At 27.2% G+C, this 18,098-nt stretch carries 17 protein-coding genes; 14 read left to right on the top strand and 3 right to left on the bottom strand.

All coding sequences use genetic code 11. The annotated features are described in order from the left end of the window. Positions 1-113: 113 nt before the first annotated feature. The 5 genes from grdG (at position 114) to IC213_RS05210 (ending at position 5,718) form a co-directional block, all read left to right on the top strand. Entirely contained in the window at positions 114-1,400 is a 1,287-nt protein-coding gene (gene grdG, locus IC213_RS05230) for a sarcosine reductase complex component B subunit alpha (RefSeq protein ID WP_227834475.1), read from the top strand. An 85-nt stretch (positions 1,401-1,485) separates the two neighbouring features. Then, positions 1,486-2,793, top strand: a complete 1,308-nt coding sequence (grdF, locus tag IC213_RS05225) for a sarcosine reductase complex component B subunit beta (RefSeq protein WP_227433242.1) — start codon at positions 1,486-1,488, stop codon at positions 2,791-2,793. A gap of 299 nt (positions 2,794-3,092) precedes the next feature. Beyond that, on the top strand, positions 3,093-3,800 hold the full coding sequence (locus tag IC213_RS05220) for a LytR/AlgR family response regulator transcription factor (RefSeq protein ID WP_227862815.1): 708 nt from the start codon (positions 3,093-3,095) through the stop codon (positions 3,798-3,800). 1 nt (position 3,801) lies between these two features. After that, positions 3,802-5,187 (top strand): sensor histidine kinase, encoded by a 1,386-nt coding sequence (locus IC213_RS05215; RefSeq protein ID WP_227862814.1) that lies wholly within the window; start codon positions 3,802-3,804, stop codon positions 5,185-5,187. Positions 5,188-5,274: 87 nt separating this feature from the next. Continuing rightward, positions 5,275-5,718, top strand: coding sequence for a FlxA-like family protein (locus tag IC213_RS05210; RefSeq protein WP_227433245.1), 444 nt, complete (start codon positions 5,275-5,277; stop codon positions 5,716-5,718). Between the two features lie 276 nt (positions 5,719-5,994). On the opposite strand, the gene IC213_RS05205 is transcribed toward IC213_RS05210, so the two are convergent. Together IC213_RS05205 and IC213_RS05200 are read right to left on the bottom strand one after the other, a co-directional pair. Continuing rightward, a complete protein-coding gene (locus tag IC213_RS05205) occupies positions 5,995-6,219 on the bottom strand; it encodes a FeoA family protein (RefSeq protein WP_003423664.1) in 225 nt (74 codons plus the stop codon). Positions 6,220-6,315: 96 nt separating this feature from the next. Further along, positions 6,316-7,569, bottom strand: a complete 1,254-nt coding sequence (locus IC213_RS05200; RefSeq protein ID WP_227433248.1) for a sodium/glutamate symporter — start codon at positions 7,567-7,569, stop codon at positions 6,316-6,318. Between the two features lie 270 nt (positions 7,570-7,839). Between IC213_RS05200 and add the strand changes: the two genes are divergently transcribed. The 5 genes from add to IC213_RS05175 all read left to right on the top strand — a co-directional run bounded on the left by add (position 7,840) and on the right by IC213_RS05175 (position 14,349). After that, complete coding sequence (gene add, locus IC213_RS05195; protein ID WP_227831052.1) at positions 7,840-8,829, top strand: adenosine deaminase; 990 nt, start codon at positions 7,840-7,842, stop codon at positions 8,827-8,829. Between the two features lie 74 nt (positions 8,830-8,903). Beyond that, positions 8,904-9,641 carry an EcsC family protein gene (locus tag IC213_RS05190; protein ID WP_227433250.1) on the top strand — a complete coding sequence of 246 codons (738 nt, stop codon included), beginning with the start codon at positions 8,904-8,906 and terminating at the stop codon, positions 9,639-9,641. A 198-nt stretch (positions 9,642-9,839) separates the two neighbouring features. Further along, on the top strand, positions 9,840-10,991 hold the full coding sequence (locus tag IC213_RS05185; RefSeq protein ID WP_227483213.1) for a double-cubane-cluster-containing anaerobic reductase: 1,152 nt from the start codon (positions 9,840-9,842) through the stop codon (positions 10,989-10,991). A 21-nt stretch (positions 10,992-11,012) separates the two neighbouring features. Next, positions 11,013-11,768 carry an acyl-CoA dehydratase activase gene (locus IC213_RS05180; RefSeq protein WP_227433252.1) on the top strand — a complete coding sequence of 252 codons (756 nt, stop codon included), beginning with the start codon at positions 11,013-11,015 and terminating at the stop codon, positions 11,766-11,768. A gap of 193 nt (positions 11,769-11,961) precedes the next feature. Beyond that, on the top strand, positions 11,962-14,349 hold the full coding sequence (locus IC213_RS05175; protein ID WP_227862813.1) for a cell wall-binding repeat-containing protein: 2,388 nt from the start codon (positions 11,962-11,964) through the stop codon (positions 14,347-14,349). Between the two features lie 223 nt (positions 14,350-14,572). Here the strand turns inward: IC213_RS05175 and IC213_RS05170 are convergent, their stop codons facing one another. Beyond that, positions 14,573-14,806 (bottom strand): ATPase, encoded by a 234-nt coding sequence (locus IC213_RS05170; protein WP_227433254.1) that lies wholly within the window; start codon positions 14,804-14,806, stop codon positions 14,573-14,575. A gap of 276 nt (positions 14,807-15,082) precedes the next feature. On the opposite strand from IC213_RS05170, the gene IC213_RS05165 reads away from it, so the two are divergent. The 4 genes from IC213_RS05165 (at position 15,083) to IC213_RS05150 (ending at position 18,040) form a co-directional block, all read left to right on the top strand. Then, entirely contained in the window at positions 15,083-15,673 is a 591-nt protein-coding gene (locus IC213_RS05165; protein WP_227433255.1) for a TetR/AcrR family transcriptional regulator, read from the top strand. A gap of 113 nt (positions 15,674-15,786) precedes the next feature. Beyond that, positions 15,787-16,647, top strand: coding sequence for an ABC transporter ATP-binding protein (locus IC213_RS05160; RefSeq protein WP_227851050.1), 861 nt, complete (start codon positions 15,787-15,789; stop codon positions 16,645-16,647). Beyond that, positions 16,644-17,327, top strand: a complete 684-nt coding sequence (locus IC213_RS05155) for an ABC transporter permease (RefSeq protein WP_227862812.1) — start codon at positions 16,644-16,646, stop codon at positions 17,325-17,327. The genes IC213_RS05160 and IC213_RS05155 overlap by 4 nt, the downstream gene beginning before the upstream one ends. Then, the gene (locus tag IC213_RS05150; RefSeq protein WP_227483154.1) at positions 17,324-18,040 is read left to right on the top strand and encodes an ABC transporter permease; all 717 of its coding nucleotides are present in this window, start codon (positions 17,324-17,326) and stop codon (positions 18,038-18,040) included. The genes IC213_RS05155 and IC213_RS05150 overlap by 4 nt, the downstream gene beginning before the upstream one ends. Positions 18,041-18,098: the final 58 nt, after the last annotated feature.

Below are 18,098 nucleotides of genomic sequence, written 5' to 3'. Positions count from 1 at the left end.
TAACATAAAAAAGCTATATTTTAAATAATTGGCATATAAAATGCTTTGTATATAAATAAACGTAATAATAGATATTTTTAATTGCGATTAAATGTATTAAGGGGGATTTTCATATGAAGTTAGAGCTAGGGAATATATTTATAAAAAACGTTGAATTTGGCGAGAAAACAGAAGTAAAAGATGGCATATTATACGTGAATGGTAAAGAAATAGAACAGATAGCTTTAGAAGATGAAAGAATTGTAAGTGTAAATGTTGAACTTGCAAGACCTGGTGAATCAATAAGAATAGCACCAGTTAAAGATGTTATAGAACCTAGAGTTAAAATTGGAGATGAAAGCAAAATATTTCCTGGAATTATTAACAAAGTAAAGACTGTAGGAAGTGGAAGAACTCATATCCTTTCAGGAGCTTGTGTTATAACTTGTGGAAATATAGTTGGGTTTCAGGAAGGTGTAATTGATATGAGTGGTCCTACTGCTAAATATACACCTTTTTCAAAAACAAATAATGTATGTATTGTTATAAAAGCAAAAGAGGGAATAGAAACTCATGATTATGAAGAAGCAGCTAGAATAGTTGGGTTAAAGATAGGCGCCTATATAGGAGAAGCAGGCAAGGAAATTGAACCAGATGAAATAATAGTATATGAAACAAAACCACTATTAAAACAAGTGAAAGAATATCCAGACCTACCAACAGTAGCATATGTTCATATGTTGCAATCACAGGGACTTTTACATGATACTTATTATTATGGAGTTGATGCTAAACAAATAGTTCCAACATTTATGTATCCAACTGAAATAATGGATGGAGCCATAATATCTGGTAATTGTGTTGCACCATGTGATAAAGTGACTACTTTCCACCATTTAAATAATCCAGTTATACATGACTTATATAAAAGACATGGAAAAGACTTAAATTTTATAGGTGTAATTTTAACTAATGAAAATGTATTTTTAGTTGACAAAGAAAGAAGTTCTGATATGGTTGCAAAGTTAGTAGAATTTTTAGGGGTTGATGGAGTATTAATAACAGAAGAAGGATACGGAAATCCAGACACTGACCTTATGATGAATTGTAGAAAATGTAGTGAAGTTGGAGCAAGTGTAGTTTTAATAACTGATGAGTTTCCTGGAAAAGATGGAAAGAGTCAATCTATAGCAGATGCTACTAAAGAGGCAGATGCACTTGTTTCTTGTGGTCAGGGAAACTTAGTAGTCCATTTTCCTGCTATGAAAAAAGTTATAGGAACTTTGGATTATGTTGAAATGATGATTGGTGGATATAAAGGATGCTTAAATGATGATGGAAGTATGGATGCAGAATTACAGATTATAATAGCATCAACTATAGCAAATGGTTACAATCATTTGACAGCAAGATATTATTAAATAAATATTTGAGTATAGGTTATTGTTAATACCATTATTAACTTAATTGATGTAATAACTATAAAGTGATTTGGAGGATTAAGATATGAGTAAAATCAGAGTTGTTCACTATATAAATAATTTCTTTGCTGGTATAGGAGGAGAAGAAAAAGCAGATATTCAACCAGAAAAAAGAAAGGGAGTAGTAGGACCTGGAATGGCATTTCAAAGTCAATTCAAAGATGAAGCAGAGATAGTTTCAACTGTAATTTGTGGAGACACATATTTTGGAGAAAATATTGAAAATGCTACTAGAGAACTTTTAAAAATGATAAAAGAAGAAAAACCTGATTTATTTATTGCAGGGCCAGCATTTAATGCAGGGAGATATGGAGTAGCCTGTGGAACTATTTGTAAAGCTGTTGAAGAAGAATTAAATATTCCTGTAGTTACAGGAATGTATAAAGAAAATCCAGGTGTAGATATGTTTAAACTAGATTTACACATAATAGCCACAGGAAATTCAGCAGCTAGTCTTAGAAAGGTAGTTCCAATAATGTCAAGACTAGGGATTAAATTAGTTAAGGGCGAAGAAGTAGGACCTCCCGAAGTAGAAGGATATATAATGAGGGGAATAAGAAAAAATTTCTTCCATGAATTTAGAGGTTCTGAAAGAGCAATTGAAATGCTGGTTAAGAAAATGAATGGAGAACAATTTGAAACTGAATATCCAATGCCAGAATTCGATAGAGTTACACCTGTAGAGGCTATCAAAGACTTATCTAAAATAAAACTTGCATTAGTAACTTCTGGGGGGATAGTTCCAACTGATAATCCAGATAAAATCGAATCTTCAAGTGCTACTAAGTATGGTATTTATGATTTAACAGGTATGAATTCTATGTCAAATAAAGATTTTACAACTATACATGGAGGTTATGATAGAGCATATGTACTTGAAAATCCAAACTTAGTTGTGCCATTAGATGTGGTTAGAGAATTTGAAAAAGATGGTGTGATTGGAGAGTTGGCAAATTACTTTATAACCACTACAGGTACTGGAACAAGTGTGGGTAATTCTAAGAGATTTGGAGAAGAATTTTCTAAAAAATTGGTAGAAGATAAAGTAGAGGCTGTAATTTTAACATCTACATGAGGCACTTGTACTCGTTGTGGAGCAACGATGGTAAAAGAGATTGAAAGAGCAGGTATAGCAGTTGTCCATGTTTGTACTGTAGTACCAATATCACTTACAATAGGAGCAAATAGAATTGTTCCAGCAGTAGGTATACCATACCCACTTGGGAATCCAAAGCTAGGAGAAGAAGAAAGTAAAAAAATTAGAAAGAACATAGTTTTAAAAGCCTTAAATTCATTAAAAGAAGATGTAGAAGGCCAAACAGTATTTGAATAATAAAAATATAGCACAACACTTAAATTAAAATAGATGTCATAAAATAGTTTTTAAAAATTATTTTATGATATCTTTTTTTATTAAGTAATTTAAAAATATTAAATATATTTGTGTGTTTTTAAATTTACTAGAATGGAAAATTAAATTTAGAGTATTGATACATAAATTTAAATTAGATATACTATGAAACGTAAAGTTATTCACTTTGGAACATATATTAAGCATACTAGAACAGATTAATTGAAAGAAAGAAGTTAACTTTATATAATAAAATAATATGAGAAAGAAGGTGTTACATATTGATTTCAATTGCTATTTGTGATGATGAATCATATATGCTAAATGATTTAAAAGAAAATATAGAGCTATATATGAATAGAAATAATTTATTATATAATATAGAGCTTTTTGATAAAGCTGAGACTCTATTATATAATCATGAATTATTTGATATTATCTTTTTAGATATACAGATGGAAGGTATTAATGGAATGCAAGCAGCTAAAAAACTAAGGTCATATGATAATGATTGTTTTATAATTTTTGTGACAGTTTTAAAGGAATTTGTATATGATGCTTTTGAAGTAGATGCTATAAATTATTTGCTCAAACCATTATCTAATGAAAAACTATCTAAGACAATGAATAGAATAATTATAAAGCTGGATAGTAATGAAAAAAATTATATAACAATACAAAAAGGGCACTCATATTGGAGGTTAAAAATAGCAGCTATTTTATATTGTGAAGTTATAAAAAGAAAGATTTATATCCATTTAAAAAAAGAAATTATTGATTATTATGAAACTATTGATAGTCTAGAAAGAAGTTTACCAATAAATTTTTTTAGATGTCATCGTAGTTATATAATTAATTTACAAGCTGTATATAGCTATGAAAATGGTAATGTAGTTATGGAAAATGGAGATATGATACCTGTTTCTAGGTTACGTCAACAAGAATTTTCTGAAGCTATGCTTGAAAATATGAAAAATAGGAGGAGATAGCATGGCTAATTTATCTTCTTCTAATGTATTATTAGAATATAGTATTTTGTTCGTTTTTGCAGTAGATAGAAGTCTAATGGCAGTATTGCAATATTACTTTCTAATTAGTTTTACAAATACTAAGTCGAAATTTGGCGACTGTAGTTTATACTTGTTAGTATCAGTTTTGTCAATTAGTATAAATACATATTTTAATTTATATAATTTATTTTATTCATGGTTTATATTTTTTCTACTGACTTTTTTGTTTGTAAAGTATGTAATAAAAAAATCTACAGTTTTATCTATAGTATTATCTCTATTAGTATATATAATTGAGCAGTTAGCATATGGATTTATAGCTCCATTTAATTACTTACTATTTATAAATAATACAGATATAAATATTTATAAATTTGTTATAAATACAGAGATTTCATTTTTTATTACGATTATAATAGTTGGATTTATATATTGGTATAGTGCTAAAAAATTTAATATTAAAACTGTAAAATTTGATAGATATTCAATAATTTTGATAATGCCATTGTTACTCATAATATTATTTTGGCAATCATTTGAGCATACTGGTTATTCGAGTTCAACGATAAATATCGATACAAAACTTCAAACTGTAAAATTATTAATGAATACATCTCTTACTAAAGAAATTCAAGCTTTCCTTTTTTCTTCAATTGGAATTATATGTGTTTTTTTCTCTTTATTTGAGTTTAAGAAATTGATGCAATATTTAAAAGAAGAGAAAAATAAGGCGATTTTAAACCAACAAATTCATTCTCAAAAAAATTACATTGAAGAAGCAAAATCTCGATTGTCACAAACGATGTCTTTTAGGCATGATTTTAATAATCATTTAGCTATTGTAAATGGATTGCTAAAAAAAGGCGAAATTTTAAAAGCACAAGAGTACCTAAATAAACTCGAAAAAATAACCAGTGACCTATCATTTTCTTGTAATACAGGAAATGTTGTAATTGATGCCCTTTTCAACAATAAATTAAGCATAGCAAAACAATTAGGAATACAGGTGGATTGTGACGTAATTATACCAAGTAATACTAGTATAAATGATGTTGACCTCTGTATAGTATTTGCCAATGCTATTGACAATGCAATTAAAGCTTGTAAATTTGTAGATAAACGAAATAGATATTTAAAACTATCAACTAAACTAGATGGTGGATTTTTTATGATAGAAATAAGGAATAGTTATAATGCAGCAAATAATTACACAAGTGGTTCAGGTATCGGAATTTCAAATATAAGAGAGGTTGCTAAGAAATACCAGGGAGCTATAAGTATAGAGAATACATCAGATTATTTTCAAATAAATATATTACTAATTATTTCATTACACTATACTGACATTTCAGAACAATTAACTTGAAAATAGAATTTGTAACCAATATTATATATGTAAATAAAAGTATATATAAATGAAAAATTTAACATATAGAAATAGGAGGTTACTAAAATGAAAATTGAAAGTATAAGTGGTCAGACACCAAGGATGTCTAATATAGACAGTTCAGGTAATAACCAAAGTGAAATACAAAGTTTAGAACAGCAAAAAAAAGTATTGCAAGAAGAATTGGAGAAAGTTAAAAACGATAAAAGTATTGATAATGAAATGGCTAAGTCAAAAATAGAAAATTTAAAAAAAGAAATAAAAGAAATCGAAAGTAAAATTCAAGAATTAAAAGAAAAGAAAGCACAAGAGTCAGAGGGAGGACAAAATACTGTTTCTGAAGTGAAGAATAGTACATTAGATAGAAAAGAAGAAAATTCTAATAATAAAAATGCAAAAACACCATATGATATTTTTGAAAAAAGCAATGAAGAAGAACAATGGGACAATACTTATAGTCTTGTTCAAGACGATAAAAATTTAAAAGTAAAATTTAATAGACCTATATAGTGTATCTAGAAAATCAACTTGTTGAAATATTAATTAGTATTTTATACTCTTAAGTAATAATTATATAAATATATTAAATGTAAATAAATATACTATATTTATACAAATTTAAATATAGCTTTATAACTACTATTTATGAATTTCTATTTTAAATTTTATAACAAATATAAATGTCAGTGGCTATCTTCTTAAGATTACTTATGGTTCTAATACAAATGTTTTTAATGCAAATAAAAAAAGAGATTTTAAAATCTCTTTTCTTATTTTTATTTTATATTAATTATTTTTTAAATTTATATTTTTTGCATCAGATTTTCTAATAGCTAAATCAAATCCTCTAAATCTAATCACTATAGGATCATTAAGAGGGGCTATTTTTTTTACTTCAACTTCAGTGCCATCTATTAATCCTAAAGCAAGAAGTCTCTTCATAAGTTTTTCATTCCCAGCTATATTATCTATAATTCCCTTTTGTCCAAGTTTTAAGTTGTAAACAGTCATTATTAACACCTCCTAATGAAAATCATTATCAAGTTCTATACTTATAATATATAATAAAAAAGCTAAATTGTCAATATATAACAAAAAATAAACATACTAGCTCAGTATGTTTATAAAAAATAGTATACAAGGGATACTAATGGCATCTAGTAAAAAACCACTTACTAAGGGAACAACCAAAAACGCTTTTGGAGAATCTCCGTATTTTTGTGTTAAAGAGCTCATATTGGCTAAAGCATTTGGAGTAGCACCTATTCCATGTCCAATTAAGCCACTTATTATGATGGCAGAATCAAAATCTTTTCCAAGTATCTTAAAACAAATAAAGATTGAAAATAAAATTATAAAGATTACTTGAAAAGTTACTATTAGAAGAATTGGAGGCAATAATGTTGATAATTCAAATAAATCTATATTCATAAGTGATAATGTTAGAAAAATTCCTAATGAAAGTTCTTTTAGAAACTCTATAAGTTTAAAATTTAACTCCAGTATATTTATTTTGTCATTTAAATTTCTAAAAATAACTGCTGAAAACATACAAGTCACAACAGAAGGTAAAAGAATGTTACATGTCATATAAAATATTCTGCTTATAATTTCTCCTGTATTTATACAAATAAATATAAGAAGAACTTGCTCCAAAAATATAGTAGGAGTTATCTTTTGGGACGAGTTATTTTGGATTATTTTATTCCTGTTTCTAAAAAATTTATTCATTACTCTCATTGAATCTTTTTTATATTTAAGGCTTGATAAATCTGCTTTTGTTGAAGGTTGCAATTTATACTTTTCTATTAGAAATCTAGCAACAGGGCATCCCAATATCCCGCCTATAATAAGACCTATTGTTGCAGCCGATAAGCCAACTCCAACTGCACCATTTATACCAAGACTTTCTATTGTAAGCCCAAATGCAGCCGAGTAACCATGACCACCTTCCATAGATACATTACCGCACATAAGTCCTAAAAGTGGTTCAAGTTTTATAATTTTTGATATTGATATGGCTATGATATTTTGACAAAATGCTAATATTCCACATAAAATCCAATATCTAAATAATACACTACCACCTTTTTTTATAAGGTTTATGCTTATTTCAAGTCCAATAGTTGTAAAAAAGAAAGTTATGAAATTTGGCATTAAGTTTCCACTCACAGAGATATCTGCTATATGAAAGTATTTAAGAAATAAATTTAAAAAACAAAATAATAGACCTCCTATTACTGGTGCAGGTATACAGAAGTTATTTAAAAATTTAATCTTATTCTTTAACAGATTACCAATTAAAAAGAATAGCATAGATAAGGTTAAAGTTTGTATAGTATTAAAAGTTAAAGTAATCAAAATAAGTCCTCCTTTGTAATTTAAAAATTTAAAATTGCCTTTATATAATTTAAATTATTATGTAATGGAATTTTTACTATCAAATGTATATTAATAAATGTATATTAAAAAAAATCAATGGATATAATTAGATAATTATAAATTAAATGAGAATATTTTACTAATACACAGCTTTTAACATGAAAAATTTTAGTATATTGTTATAATAGAAATAAGACTTAAAAACTTATCAATAGAATATATTATTTATAAGTATAAAAGGAGGATAAAATGTTTGAAAATTTACCTAAGATAGAATTACATTGCCATTTAGATGGAAGTGTTAGAGTAGAAACTATATTTGATATAGCACTTAAAGAGAAAATAGACTTACCATCAGATAATATTGATGAAATAAAAAAATTATCAAAAGTTCCACATGATTGTACTTCACTTGATGAATATTTAAAAAAATTTGATTTACCTCTAAAAGTTATGCAATCTAAAGAAAGTTTAAAAAGAATTACTTTTGAACTTTTGGAGGATGTAAGTAAAGAAAATATTAAATATATAGAAATTAGATTTGCTCCATTACTTCATACTCAAAATGGGTTGAGTGCTAAAAGTATAATTGAAAGTGTGGTTGAAGGAATTAGAGATGCTGAAAGTATTTATGATGTAAAAGGGAATTTAATATTAGGTTGTATGAGAACAATGACCTCAGAAGAGGCATTGTTGGTAATTGAAGCAGGTAAATCTTTTATAAATAGAGGTGTTGTAGCAGTAGATTTATGTGGTCCAGAGAAGGACGGATTTTGCAGTGAATATGAAGAAGCTTTTAAATTGGCAAGAGATTATGGATATAAAGTTACAGTACATGCAGGAGAAGCTGCAAGTGGAAAAAATGTACTAGATGCTATAAATATTTTAAAGGCAGATAGAATTGGCCATGGTATAAAAATTAATGGAGAAAAAGATGCATATGATTTAGTTAAAAATAAAAAAGTATTACTGGAAATATGTCCAACCAGTAATGTACAAACTAAGACAGTAGATTCTTATAAAAGTCATCCATTTTACGATTTTTATAAAGATAATTTGAATGTAAGCATAAATACTGATAATAGAACTGTGTCAGATATAAGTTTAAATTCAGAACTAAATCTAATATTTGATATATTTAATCTAAATTTAGAAGACTATAAAATAATTTATAAAAACACAGTAGAAGCAAGTTTTGCAGATAAGGAGACTAAAAAATATTTATACAGTCTAATTTAGTAGGTTAAATGAACTATAACTTTAAATCAATTAAGTAAGTTAATTAAATTTGTATTTTAGAGTAGGAGATAAATTTGAAAAATTATAAAGAGATTTCTTATAATGAATTAGCAAAAAAAGAATTAGAACAATGGAAGAAAGATATATTAAAAAAACCGTCTATATTTGATAAGGCGTCAAAAGGTATACAAAATAAATTCAATGGAGTCTTGCCAGATAAATACCATGAAATAATGACTTCTTCAATAAAAGGAATGACAAAAACTGTATTGTTTGGATATAAATATGCGACAAAGACACCAATTAGAAATATATCTTTAGAGGAAAGGGAAAAGCTAGTTGATGAAAAGGCTAAAAATTATAAAACTACAGCAATGATTGAAGGAGCAGGTACAGGAGCTGGAGGGATTTTTTTAGGGCTTTCTGATTTTCCTCTACTTTTAGGTATTAAGATAAAATTTTTATACGATGTTGCTTCAATATATGGATATGATGTCAAAGACTATAGAGAAAGAATTTATATACTAAATATATTGCAGTTGGCCTTTTCTAGCCAATCTCATATAAATACAACATTTAAATTGATGGATAATTGGGATGAGTATATAAAAAATTTACCAAATGATATCAATGATTTTGATTGGAGAACATTTCAGCAAGAATACAGGGACTATTTAGATTTAGCCAAATTTTTGCAACTAATGCCTGGAATAGGAGCATTTGTAGGATTTTATGTGAATGGAAAATTAATTGATAAATTACATGAAACAGCAGTATTTGCTTATAGATTGAGGATTAGAGAGTTTAATTAATAAGTGTTAAAATTTTAAAAGTGACTATAAAATATATCTATATATATATTGATTTGCATTGATAAAAACAATGATGAGTGAAAGGTAAAGCATGATAAAATCTAATGTAGAGGTTTGTATTTTAATGGAAATATTTAAGTTTTACTGTTTAAAATACAAAATGAATTATAAAGAGAAGTAATTGGGAGGAATGTTTTCATGGCAAATTTACCAAAACAATTTGATAGTTTTAATGAAGCTAGACAAAAAGGATTTATAAATGCAAAGGAACTTAAAGAAAGTGGGAAAAAAATGGTTGGAGTGTTCTGTACATTTACTCCAGTTGAAATTCCAATGGCAGCAGGAGCAACAGTAGTAGGTGTTTGTGGAGTTAGTGAAGAACCAATTCCAGATGCAGAAAAAGTGTTACCAAGAAATCTTTGTCCTTTAATAAAATCAAGTTATGGACATGCAATAACAGATACATGTCCATATTTCTATTTTTCTGATTTATTAATAGGAGAAACTACCTGTGATGGCAAGAAAAAAATGTATGAAGAACTTGCAAAGGTTAAACCAACATATGTAATGCATTTACCAAATACTGCAAAAGGTGAGTTTGCTTATAAGCTTTGGAAAGATGAAATGATAAAATTAAAAGATGAAGTTGAAAAGTCTTTAGGAGTGACTATAACAGAAGATGATATAAGAGCTGCTATAAAAGATAAGAATGAAGAAAGAGAACTTCTAAAAGAGTTTTATGCACTTGGTAAATTACAGCCATCTGCACTTACAGGTCTTGAACTTCATAATGTTCTATATCAAGCAGGTTTTAAATTTGACCGTGCTGAACTTAAACAATCTTTAAGAAAAGTTATAGATGATATGAAAGAAAGATATGAAAAAGGAGAATGTCCAATTACAAAAGATAAACCAAGAATTCTTATAACAGGTTCTCCAATTGGTGGAATAAGTGAAAAAATAGTTAAAACTTTAGAAGATGCTGGAGCATCAGTTGTTGCATATGAACTTTGTGGAGCTATAAGATCAAATGATTTATTAGTTGATGAAGAAAATGAAGATGTGTATGATGCTTTAACACAAAAATACATAAATATAGGTTGCTCTTGTATGATGAACAATGACCATAGAATTGAACTATTAGATAGAATAATAGATGAATATAATGTAGATGGTGTAATAGATGTAGTTTTACAAGCCTGTCATACATTTAATATAGAAAGTTACAGAGTAAGAGAATTTGTTACAAAAGAAAAAAATAAGCCATTTATGTCTCTTGAAACTGATTATTCAAAATCAGACACTGAACAATTAAGAACTAGATTTGAAGCGTTTGTGGAGATGTTATAGGAGTAAATAATAGGAGGGTTTATGTTTAGTATAGGAGTGGACTCAGGGTCAGTAGCAACAAAAGGTGTGTTATTTGATGGTCAAAAAATTGTCAAAAAAATAATTATACCAACTGGATGGAGCCCTAAAAGTACATCTAAACAAGTTTATGAGTTGTTAAGCGATGGAATTGATAAAAAAGATATAAAAAAAGTAGTAGGCACAGGTTATGGCAGAGGAGTAATGGACTTTGCTGATAAGAAAGTAACAGAAATAACGTGTCACACTAGAGGAGTGTACTTTTTAAATGAGAATGTAAGGACTATTTTAGATGTAGGTGGCCAAGATAGTAAAGTTATAAATTTAGATAGAGATGGAAATGTATTTAATTTTATAATGAATGATAAGTGTGCTGCTGGTACTGGTAGGTTTTTAGAAATTACTTCTAATCTTTTGGGGAGTGATATAGAAAGTATTGATACACTAGCTCAAGGAAATGAACCAGTTAATATATCTAGTATGTGTACAGTTTTTGCAGAGTCAGAAATAGTAAGTCTCTTAGCTCAAAATATTTCTACTGGAGATGTAGCAGCAGGAATACTTAAATCTATTGCAAATAAGTCAACATCAATGCTAGCAAGAGGAGAAATAGTAGATGAAATTGCATTTACTGGAGGCCTTGCAAAGAGTAAAGTGTTAGTAAAAATGATAGAAGAAATATTAGATAAAAAAATATTTATTGCAGAAGATACTCAGATAATGGGGGCTCTAGGAGCTGCAGTAATTGGATTTAAATAAAAATATCTTAAATAATAAAATAAAAAGTTGAAGTTATCCAAGATAATTTCAGCTTTTTATTTTATTCTATTTATTTTTAAAGGAAAACTTTGGTATAATTGATTTAAATGATTATATATTTAGAAATAATCAATATTTAGTCATATATAGTATTAAATCTTTAAAAATTAGCTCGAAGTTAGGGGGAGAAAGTATGAAAAAGTTTGCTTCAAGAAAAGCATCAAGGTTTATTGCATTATTTTTAATTTCTATTTTAGTAATGTCAACGATTCCTGTGTCAGCTGAAAATGGAAATACATTGAATCAGATAAAAAAAGCTGAATACAGTGAGACCTATAAACAATATCTAGAAGATGCTAAAAATGGACGTACAGAAAAATATAATGGTATTATACCAAATCCATATCAATTGGAAGGTACTAAAGTTCAAAGCAAAGGAAGAACAGCTCCAGCATCTTATGACCCAAGAAAGTTAGGATTAATGACATCAATAAAAAATCAAGAAAATCTTGGAATATGCTGGGACTTTGCAGCTATGGCAACTTTAGAAAGTTTCCTGAAATTGAAGAATTATGGAGACTATGATTTATCAGAAGAACATTTAAGATGGTGGGCTTCAGAAGGTGAATATGGATGGACTGTAAATGATATGGATGGTGCTTTAAATTATGAAGCTATGGGATACTTAACATCTTGGTCAGGTCCTAAATTGGAAAAAGATATTCCATATAATGGTAAAATATCTAAAGCACAAGGAGCAACAAAACCAGCTAATATGAATACATCACCAACTGTCTTTAATGTAACAGATGCTGTATGTGTAAGTAATGATATGAACTCTACAAAAAATGCTATATTACAGTATGGAGCAGTAACATCAGGTTATTATGAAGATATTAGGTATCAAAGTGAAGACCAAAATTCATATTATTGTCCAACAAAAAGTTTTAACACTAACCATGCTATTTCAGTTGTAGGTTGGGATGACAATTATTCTAAGGATAACTTTAATTCAAGCAATAGACCATCAAAAAATGGTGCATGGCTAATAAAAAATAGTTGGGGAGATTATAATTCTGAACGTGGATACTTCTGGATATCTTATGAAGATAAGACTCTTATGTCTGATATAGATAATTTCTCAATCAGAGGAGGTCAAAAACCAAATGATGATGAAAAAATGTATCAACATGACTATGCAAGTATTGTTCCTTTAATTTCAAACAAGATAACAGCTGCAAATGTATTTGACTTTAATAGGGGAGATGAGACTCTAAAGTCTGTAATGTTTTTAACTGAGAGTATAGGAGCTAAGTATGAAATATATTATGCTCCAGTAGTAAATAGCATACCTCAAGAAAATAACATGAAAAAATTAAAAGAGGGCACTACACAATATTCGGGATACATAACAGTTCCAATCGATTCTTTTGATATACCAGAAGGAAAAGGTGCTATAGTAGTTAGCATAGAAGATAAAAGTGGAGAATCAACTATAGGTTCAGAATCAAATGTTCCAGGTTACGATACGTTTAAAGCAAAAGCAAACTTAGGAGAAAGTTACATTATAGATAGTACTGGAAAATTCTATGATATAAATAGAGATAGCAAGTTTTATCCATGTAACTTTACTATAAAAGCTGTTACAGAAAAATCTTCTGGGGAAAGTATTCCAAATGAATCTTTAATTGGTAGTGATAGATATGAAACTGCCATTAAAGTTAGTCAAAATGGCTTTAGTTCTTCAGAAAATGTAGTTTTAGTAAATGGAAGTTCAATAGTGGATGCATTGGCAGCAACTCCTTTTACATCTGCTATCAATTCACCAATACTATTAACACAAAAGGAAGCTTTGAATTCAAAAACTAAAGCTGAAATACAGAGATTAGGTGCAAAAAAAGTGTACTTAATAGGTGGAGAAAATTCCATAAGTAAAGAAACTGAACAACAATTAAAAAACTTAAATATATCAACTGAAAGAATATCAGGAAGTGACAGATATAAGACAAGCTTGCTATTAGCTCAAAAACTAAATAGTATAAAAAATGTTTCTCAAATAGCTGTTGTAAATGGTGTAAAAGGTTTGGCTGATGCAATTAGTGTAGGTGCAGCCGCAGCAGAAAATAATATTCCAATTATACTTGCAAATGAAAAAAGCGAATTACAAGGAGCAGATGAATTTTTAAACTCACTAAATATAGAGAAGTCTTATATTATTGGCGGTACAGTATCTTTATCAACTAGTTTGGAAAGTAAACTTAAAAATCCCACTAGATTATCTGGTAGTAGCAGAGATGAAACAAATTCAAAGATAATAGATAATTTTTATAAAAAAGATACTTTGAAAAATGCATATGTAGTTAAAAATGGAATCAAGAGTCAAAATGATTTAATAGATGGATTAGCAGTTGGCCCTTTAGGAGCAAAAAATGCGTCACCAGTAATTTTGGTTGGTGATAAATTAGCTGATAGTCAAAAAGATGTTCTTAAAAATAAAACTTTAGAAAAAGCAACTCAAGTTGGTGGAGGTGCAAATCAAAACGCCTTTAAGGAGTTAGTAAAATTAAAAAGTGCTAAATAAGATAGATACTAGTAGATTAATATATTTCTAGTAGAGAGTGTCAAATGTAAGCTGTAAATAGTTATTTTAATTATTGATAACTGAAACAATCAATAATTATAAGATTCTATTTACAGCTTTAAATATATGTATTAATATTTTAAGTGTATAAATAGAAAAGGGTTATTTTTATATAGAAAGTCTTACATCCTATATAAAAATAACCTGTATTTAATTAACCTTTTTATATAGTTCTAATAGCTATTATAGAGCTAAGTGGTAAATATAGTGTGTAAGTCTCGTTTAAAGATGGATTAGATTCGTCTATATATCTTGAACAAAGTGTAATTGATAAGCTGTCTGCTTCTATAATTTCCCCATATAAAGGGCAACTGCTAAAATAAGAATTTACTTCAACATATTTATTTAAGTTTTCTTGAACAAAATCATAAAAACGATTTTTTGTAGTAGTAGTCATAAAATCAACTCCTTCATTTTTTATTAAAAATGGAACTTTTAAAAAGATAAATATGATTACTGCTATTAGAAACTAAGTTAAAAAATAAGCAAATAGATATGAAAATAGAATAATATATTATTTATACTTTAATTATAACATTATAGCATAAAAAAAGCTATATAAAATTCAGAATTTTCGAAGATTTTTAATGGAATTAAGAAATTTATTGACATTAAAGTGGAAATGAATTATATTGACTGTAAAGATTAATTTAGTCAAATAGGAGGTGAAAGGATGCCTAAATCATATTCTGATAAAGAAAGAGAATACATAGTTAAAAGACTTAAAGAAGAAGCTAGTTTGTGCATTGAGCAATATGGTATTAGAAAAACTACTGTTGATGAGCTTGTAAGACGAGCAAATATTCCAAAAGGAACTTTTTATCTGTTTTTTCAATCTAAAGAATTACTTTTTTTTGAAGTATTGAGAGATATACATGATTCAATACAAAATCAAATGTTATATGAATTAGAAAAACTTGATGACAGTGTTACATATGAGCAGTTGACAGATATATTTATGAAATTTTATAAGTTAGTTGATGATACTTCAATTTTAAATCTGTTAATTAATGGAGAATTTGAAATACTAATGCGAAAATTACCAGATTCTATAATTGAAGAACATTTTAAACATGATGATTTTGAAATTAGTAAGATGATATCTTATATTCCAAATGCAAAAAATAAAAGTGTAGAAAACTTTAGTGGTGCGTTTAGAGCAGTATTTCTTACTATGTTATACAAACATGAAGTTGGTGAGAATTGCTTTGATGATGCTTTAAGATTGATGATAAGAGGTCTAGTTATACAACTTATGGAATAAATTCTTAAACTTGTTTGCTAATATTTTTACTAAAAAGTATTAACAAACAAAAAAATTGATTTTTATTGACTATATAGTTAAAATAGTCAAATATATAAAAAGGTGGGATAAAAATGATTAAAGTTGATAATTTATCATTTAGTTATACAAATAAAAAATTTTTACAAAATATTAATTTTGAAGTAGGGAAAGGAGAAATACTAGGATTTTTAGGACCATCTGGAGCAGGTAAATCAACGTTACAAAAAATTCTAATTGGTATGATAACCAATTATGAAGGAAGTGTATTTGTAAATGGAATAGAAAGCAAAAAACATTCAAATAAATTTTATGAGAATATAGGCGTTGATTTTGAATTTCCTAGTTTATATGAAAAATTAACTGCAATAGAAAATTTAAAATACTTTGGATCTTTATATTCTAAAAAATTATTACCAATTGATGAACTACTAAAATCAGTAGGATTAGAAAGTGAAGCAAATAAAAAAATATCAGAATATTCAAAGGGTATGAAATCAAGACTAAATTTTATAAAAGCTTTATTACATAATCCAGATATATTGTTTTTAGATGAACCAACAAGTGGACTTGACCCATCAAATAGTAAGATTATGAAAAATATGATTTTGTCAGAAAAATCTAAAGGTAAAACTATTATTTTAACAACTCATAATATGTTGGATGCAACAGAACTTTGTGATAGGGTAGCATTCATTGTAAATGGGAAAATATCTGCATTAGATACACCACATAATCTTATTATGTCAAAAGGTGCTGTTAAAATTAGATATACATATTTTGATAATGAAGATTTTGATAATGAAGAAAAAACTTCTGAATGTTTTTTAAATGATACTAGTAATGACAAAAAATTAAATATGCTTATTAAGGAAAATAAGCTCTTATCAATACATAGCAGTGAACCGACATTAAATGATATTTTTATTGAGATAACAGGGAGGAATTTACAATGAGATTAAAAAATCTTATCTTAGGAGATGTAAAGTTTCAATTTAAATATGGATTTTATTTTTTATATGTTACTTTAAGTATTGTATATATTTGTTTGCTTAATGCCTTTCCACCATTATTGAGAGAAAAGGTAGCTATAATTATGATTTATTCTGACCAAGCGGCAATGGGACTATTTTTTATGGGAGCAATTGTACTTCTTGAGAAGAGTCAAAGAGTTTTAAATTCCCTAGCTGTATCTCCCATAAAAATATCAGAATATATTTTATCAAAGGTGATTTCATTGTCAATAATATCTAGTATTGTATCTATGGTAATTGCAATTACAGCAAATTTAAATAATATTTTGATAGTAATTATGGGAACTTTCTTTGCATCCATAATATTTTCATTACTTGGGCTTATACTTGCAAGTAGAGCATCAAGTTTAAATCAATTTATTGTTTTAACTATTCCTATTGAGATTGTCTGCTTTGTGCCACCAATAATTAATGTATTGATGGATTTAAGTGTATTCACCAACTTGTATCCTTTTAATATATGTATTTCTCTTATTAGTGGAGATAAAAATTCTTTAGTAACTAATATATTAATTTTAATATTGATGACTATAATAGTTTACTTTATAACATATTATTTTGTTTGTAGTATTTGGAAAAAGGTAGGTGGTATAAAGTTATGATAAAAATTATTAATGCTTTTAGACAAGAATTTGAGCAAATAAAAGGTGATGCTATGCTTTTTGTAGTATGTATTTCTCCAATATTATGTGGAGGACTTATAAAATTTGGAATACCATTAATTCAAAATATATTAATTGATAGTTCTTATTATAAATTAACTTTAGAACCATATTTTTTAGTATTTGACTTGCTTTTAGCTTTTATAACACCTTTTATGTTCTTTTTTGCTTCTACTATGGTTATGTTAGGAGAAATTGATGATAATATTTCAAAGTATTTGATAATCACTCCTATTGGAAAAAGTGGTTATCTTATTTCAAGACTTGGAATACCAGCTATATTAGCCTTTGCCATTACAGTAATTTTATTATTAACTTTTTCGATAACTAAAATTTCTTTTTTATTAAATTTGGCAATTTCTTTAGTATCTTTGACTCAGGGAATTATTATATCAATATTAATAATTTCTTTATCATCAAATAAATTAGAAGGTATGGCACTTACAAAGTTATCAGGACTTTTTATGTTAGGTATTACAGCACCATTTTTTATTTTAAATAAAATACAATATATTTTACTTTTCTTACCATCATTTTGGTTAGCAAAGGCATTTAAAGATAGTAACTACATATATATTTTTATCTCATTTATTGTATCATTAATTTGGATTGTTTTATTACTTAAAAAATTCAATAAAAAAATATCTAGTTAAATAGATTATCAAAATAAATGTAAGGTTGACTTGACATAAAAATTAGAAAATGTTACAG

This window comes from Clostridioides sp. ES-S-0049-02, assembly GCF_020658465.1.
Classification (GTDB): Bacteria; Bacillota; Clostridia; order Peptostreptococcales; family Peptostreptococcaceae; genus Clostridioides.
Note: the sequence above shows the minus strand (reverse complement) of the source record. Positions and strands in the feature narration are given on the sequence as shown.

Bases quoted from the DNA above. Each gene is read 5' to 3' on its own strand.
- IC213_RS05205 (WP_003423664.1), bottom strand. From the start codon at position 6,219: ATGACTGTTTACAACTTAAAACTTGGACAAAAGGGAATTATAGATAAT.
- IC213_RS05185 (WP_227483213.1), top strand. From the start codon at position 9,840: ATGGCAAATTTACCAAAACAATTTGATAGTTTTAATGAAGCTAGACAA.
- add (WP_227831052.1), top strand. From the start codon at position 7,840: ATGTTTGAAAATTTACCTAAGATAGAATTACATTGCCATTTAGATGGA.
- IC213_RS05170 (WP_227433254.1), bottom strand. From the start codon at position 14,806: ATGACTACTACTACAAAAAATCGTTTTTATGATTTTGTTCAAGAAAAC.
- IC213_RS05175 (WP_227862813.1), top strand. From the start codon at position 11,962: ATGAAAAAGTTTGCTTCAAGAAAAGCATCAAGGTTTATTGCATTATTT.
- IC213_RS05215 (WP_227862814.1), top strand. From the start codon at position 3,802: ATGGCTAATTTATCTTCTTCTAATGTATTATTAGAATATAGTATTTTG.
- IC213_RS05180 (WP_227433252.1), top strand. From the start codon at position 11,013: ATGTTTAGTATAGGAGTGGACTCAGGGTCAGTAGCAACAAAAGGTGTG.
- IC213_RS05155 (WP_227862812.1), top strand. From the start codon at position 16,644: ATGAGATTAAAAAATCTTATCTTAGGAGATGTAAAGTTTCAATTTAAA.
- IC213_RS05165 (WP_227433255.1), top strand. From the start codon at position 15,083: ATGCCTAAATCATATTCTGATAAAGAAAGAGAATACATAGTTAAAAGA.
- grdG (WP_227834475.1), top strand. From the start codon at position 114: ATGAAGTTAGAGCTAGGGAATATATTTATAAAAAACGTTGAATTTGGC.
- IC213_RS05150 (WP_227483154.1), top strand. From the start codon at position 17,324: ATGATAAAAATTATTAATGCTTTTAGACAAGAATTTGAGCAAATAAAA.
- IC213_RS05210 (WP_227433245.1), top strand. From the start codon at position 5,275: ATGAAAATTGAAAGTATAAGTGGTCAGACACCAAGGATGTCTAATATA.
- IC213_RS05160 (WP_227851050.1), top strand. From the start codon at position 15,787: ATGATTAAAGTTGATAATTTATCATTTAGTTATACAAATAAAAAATTT.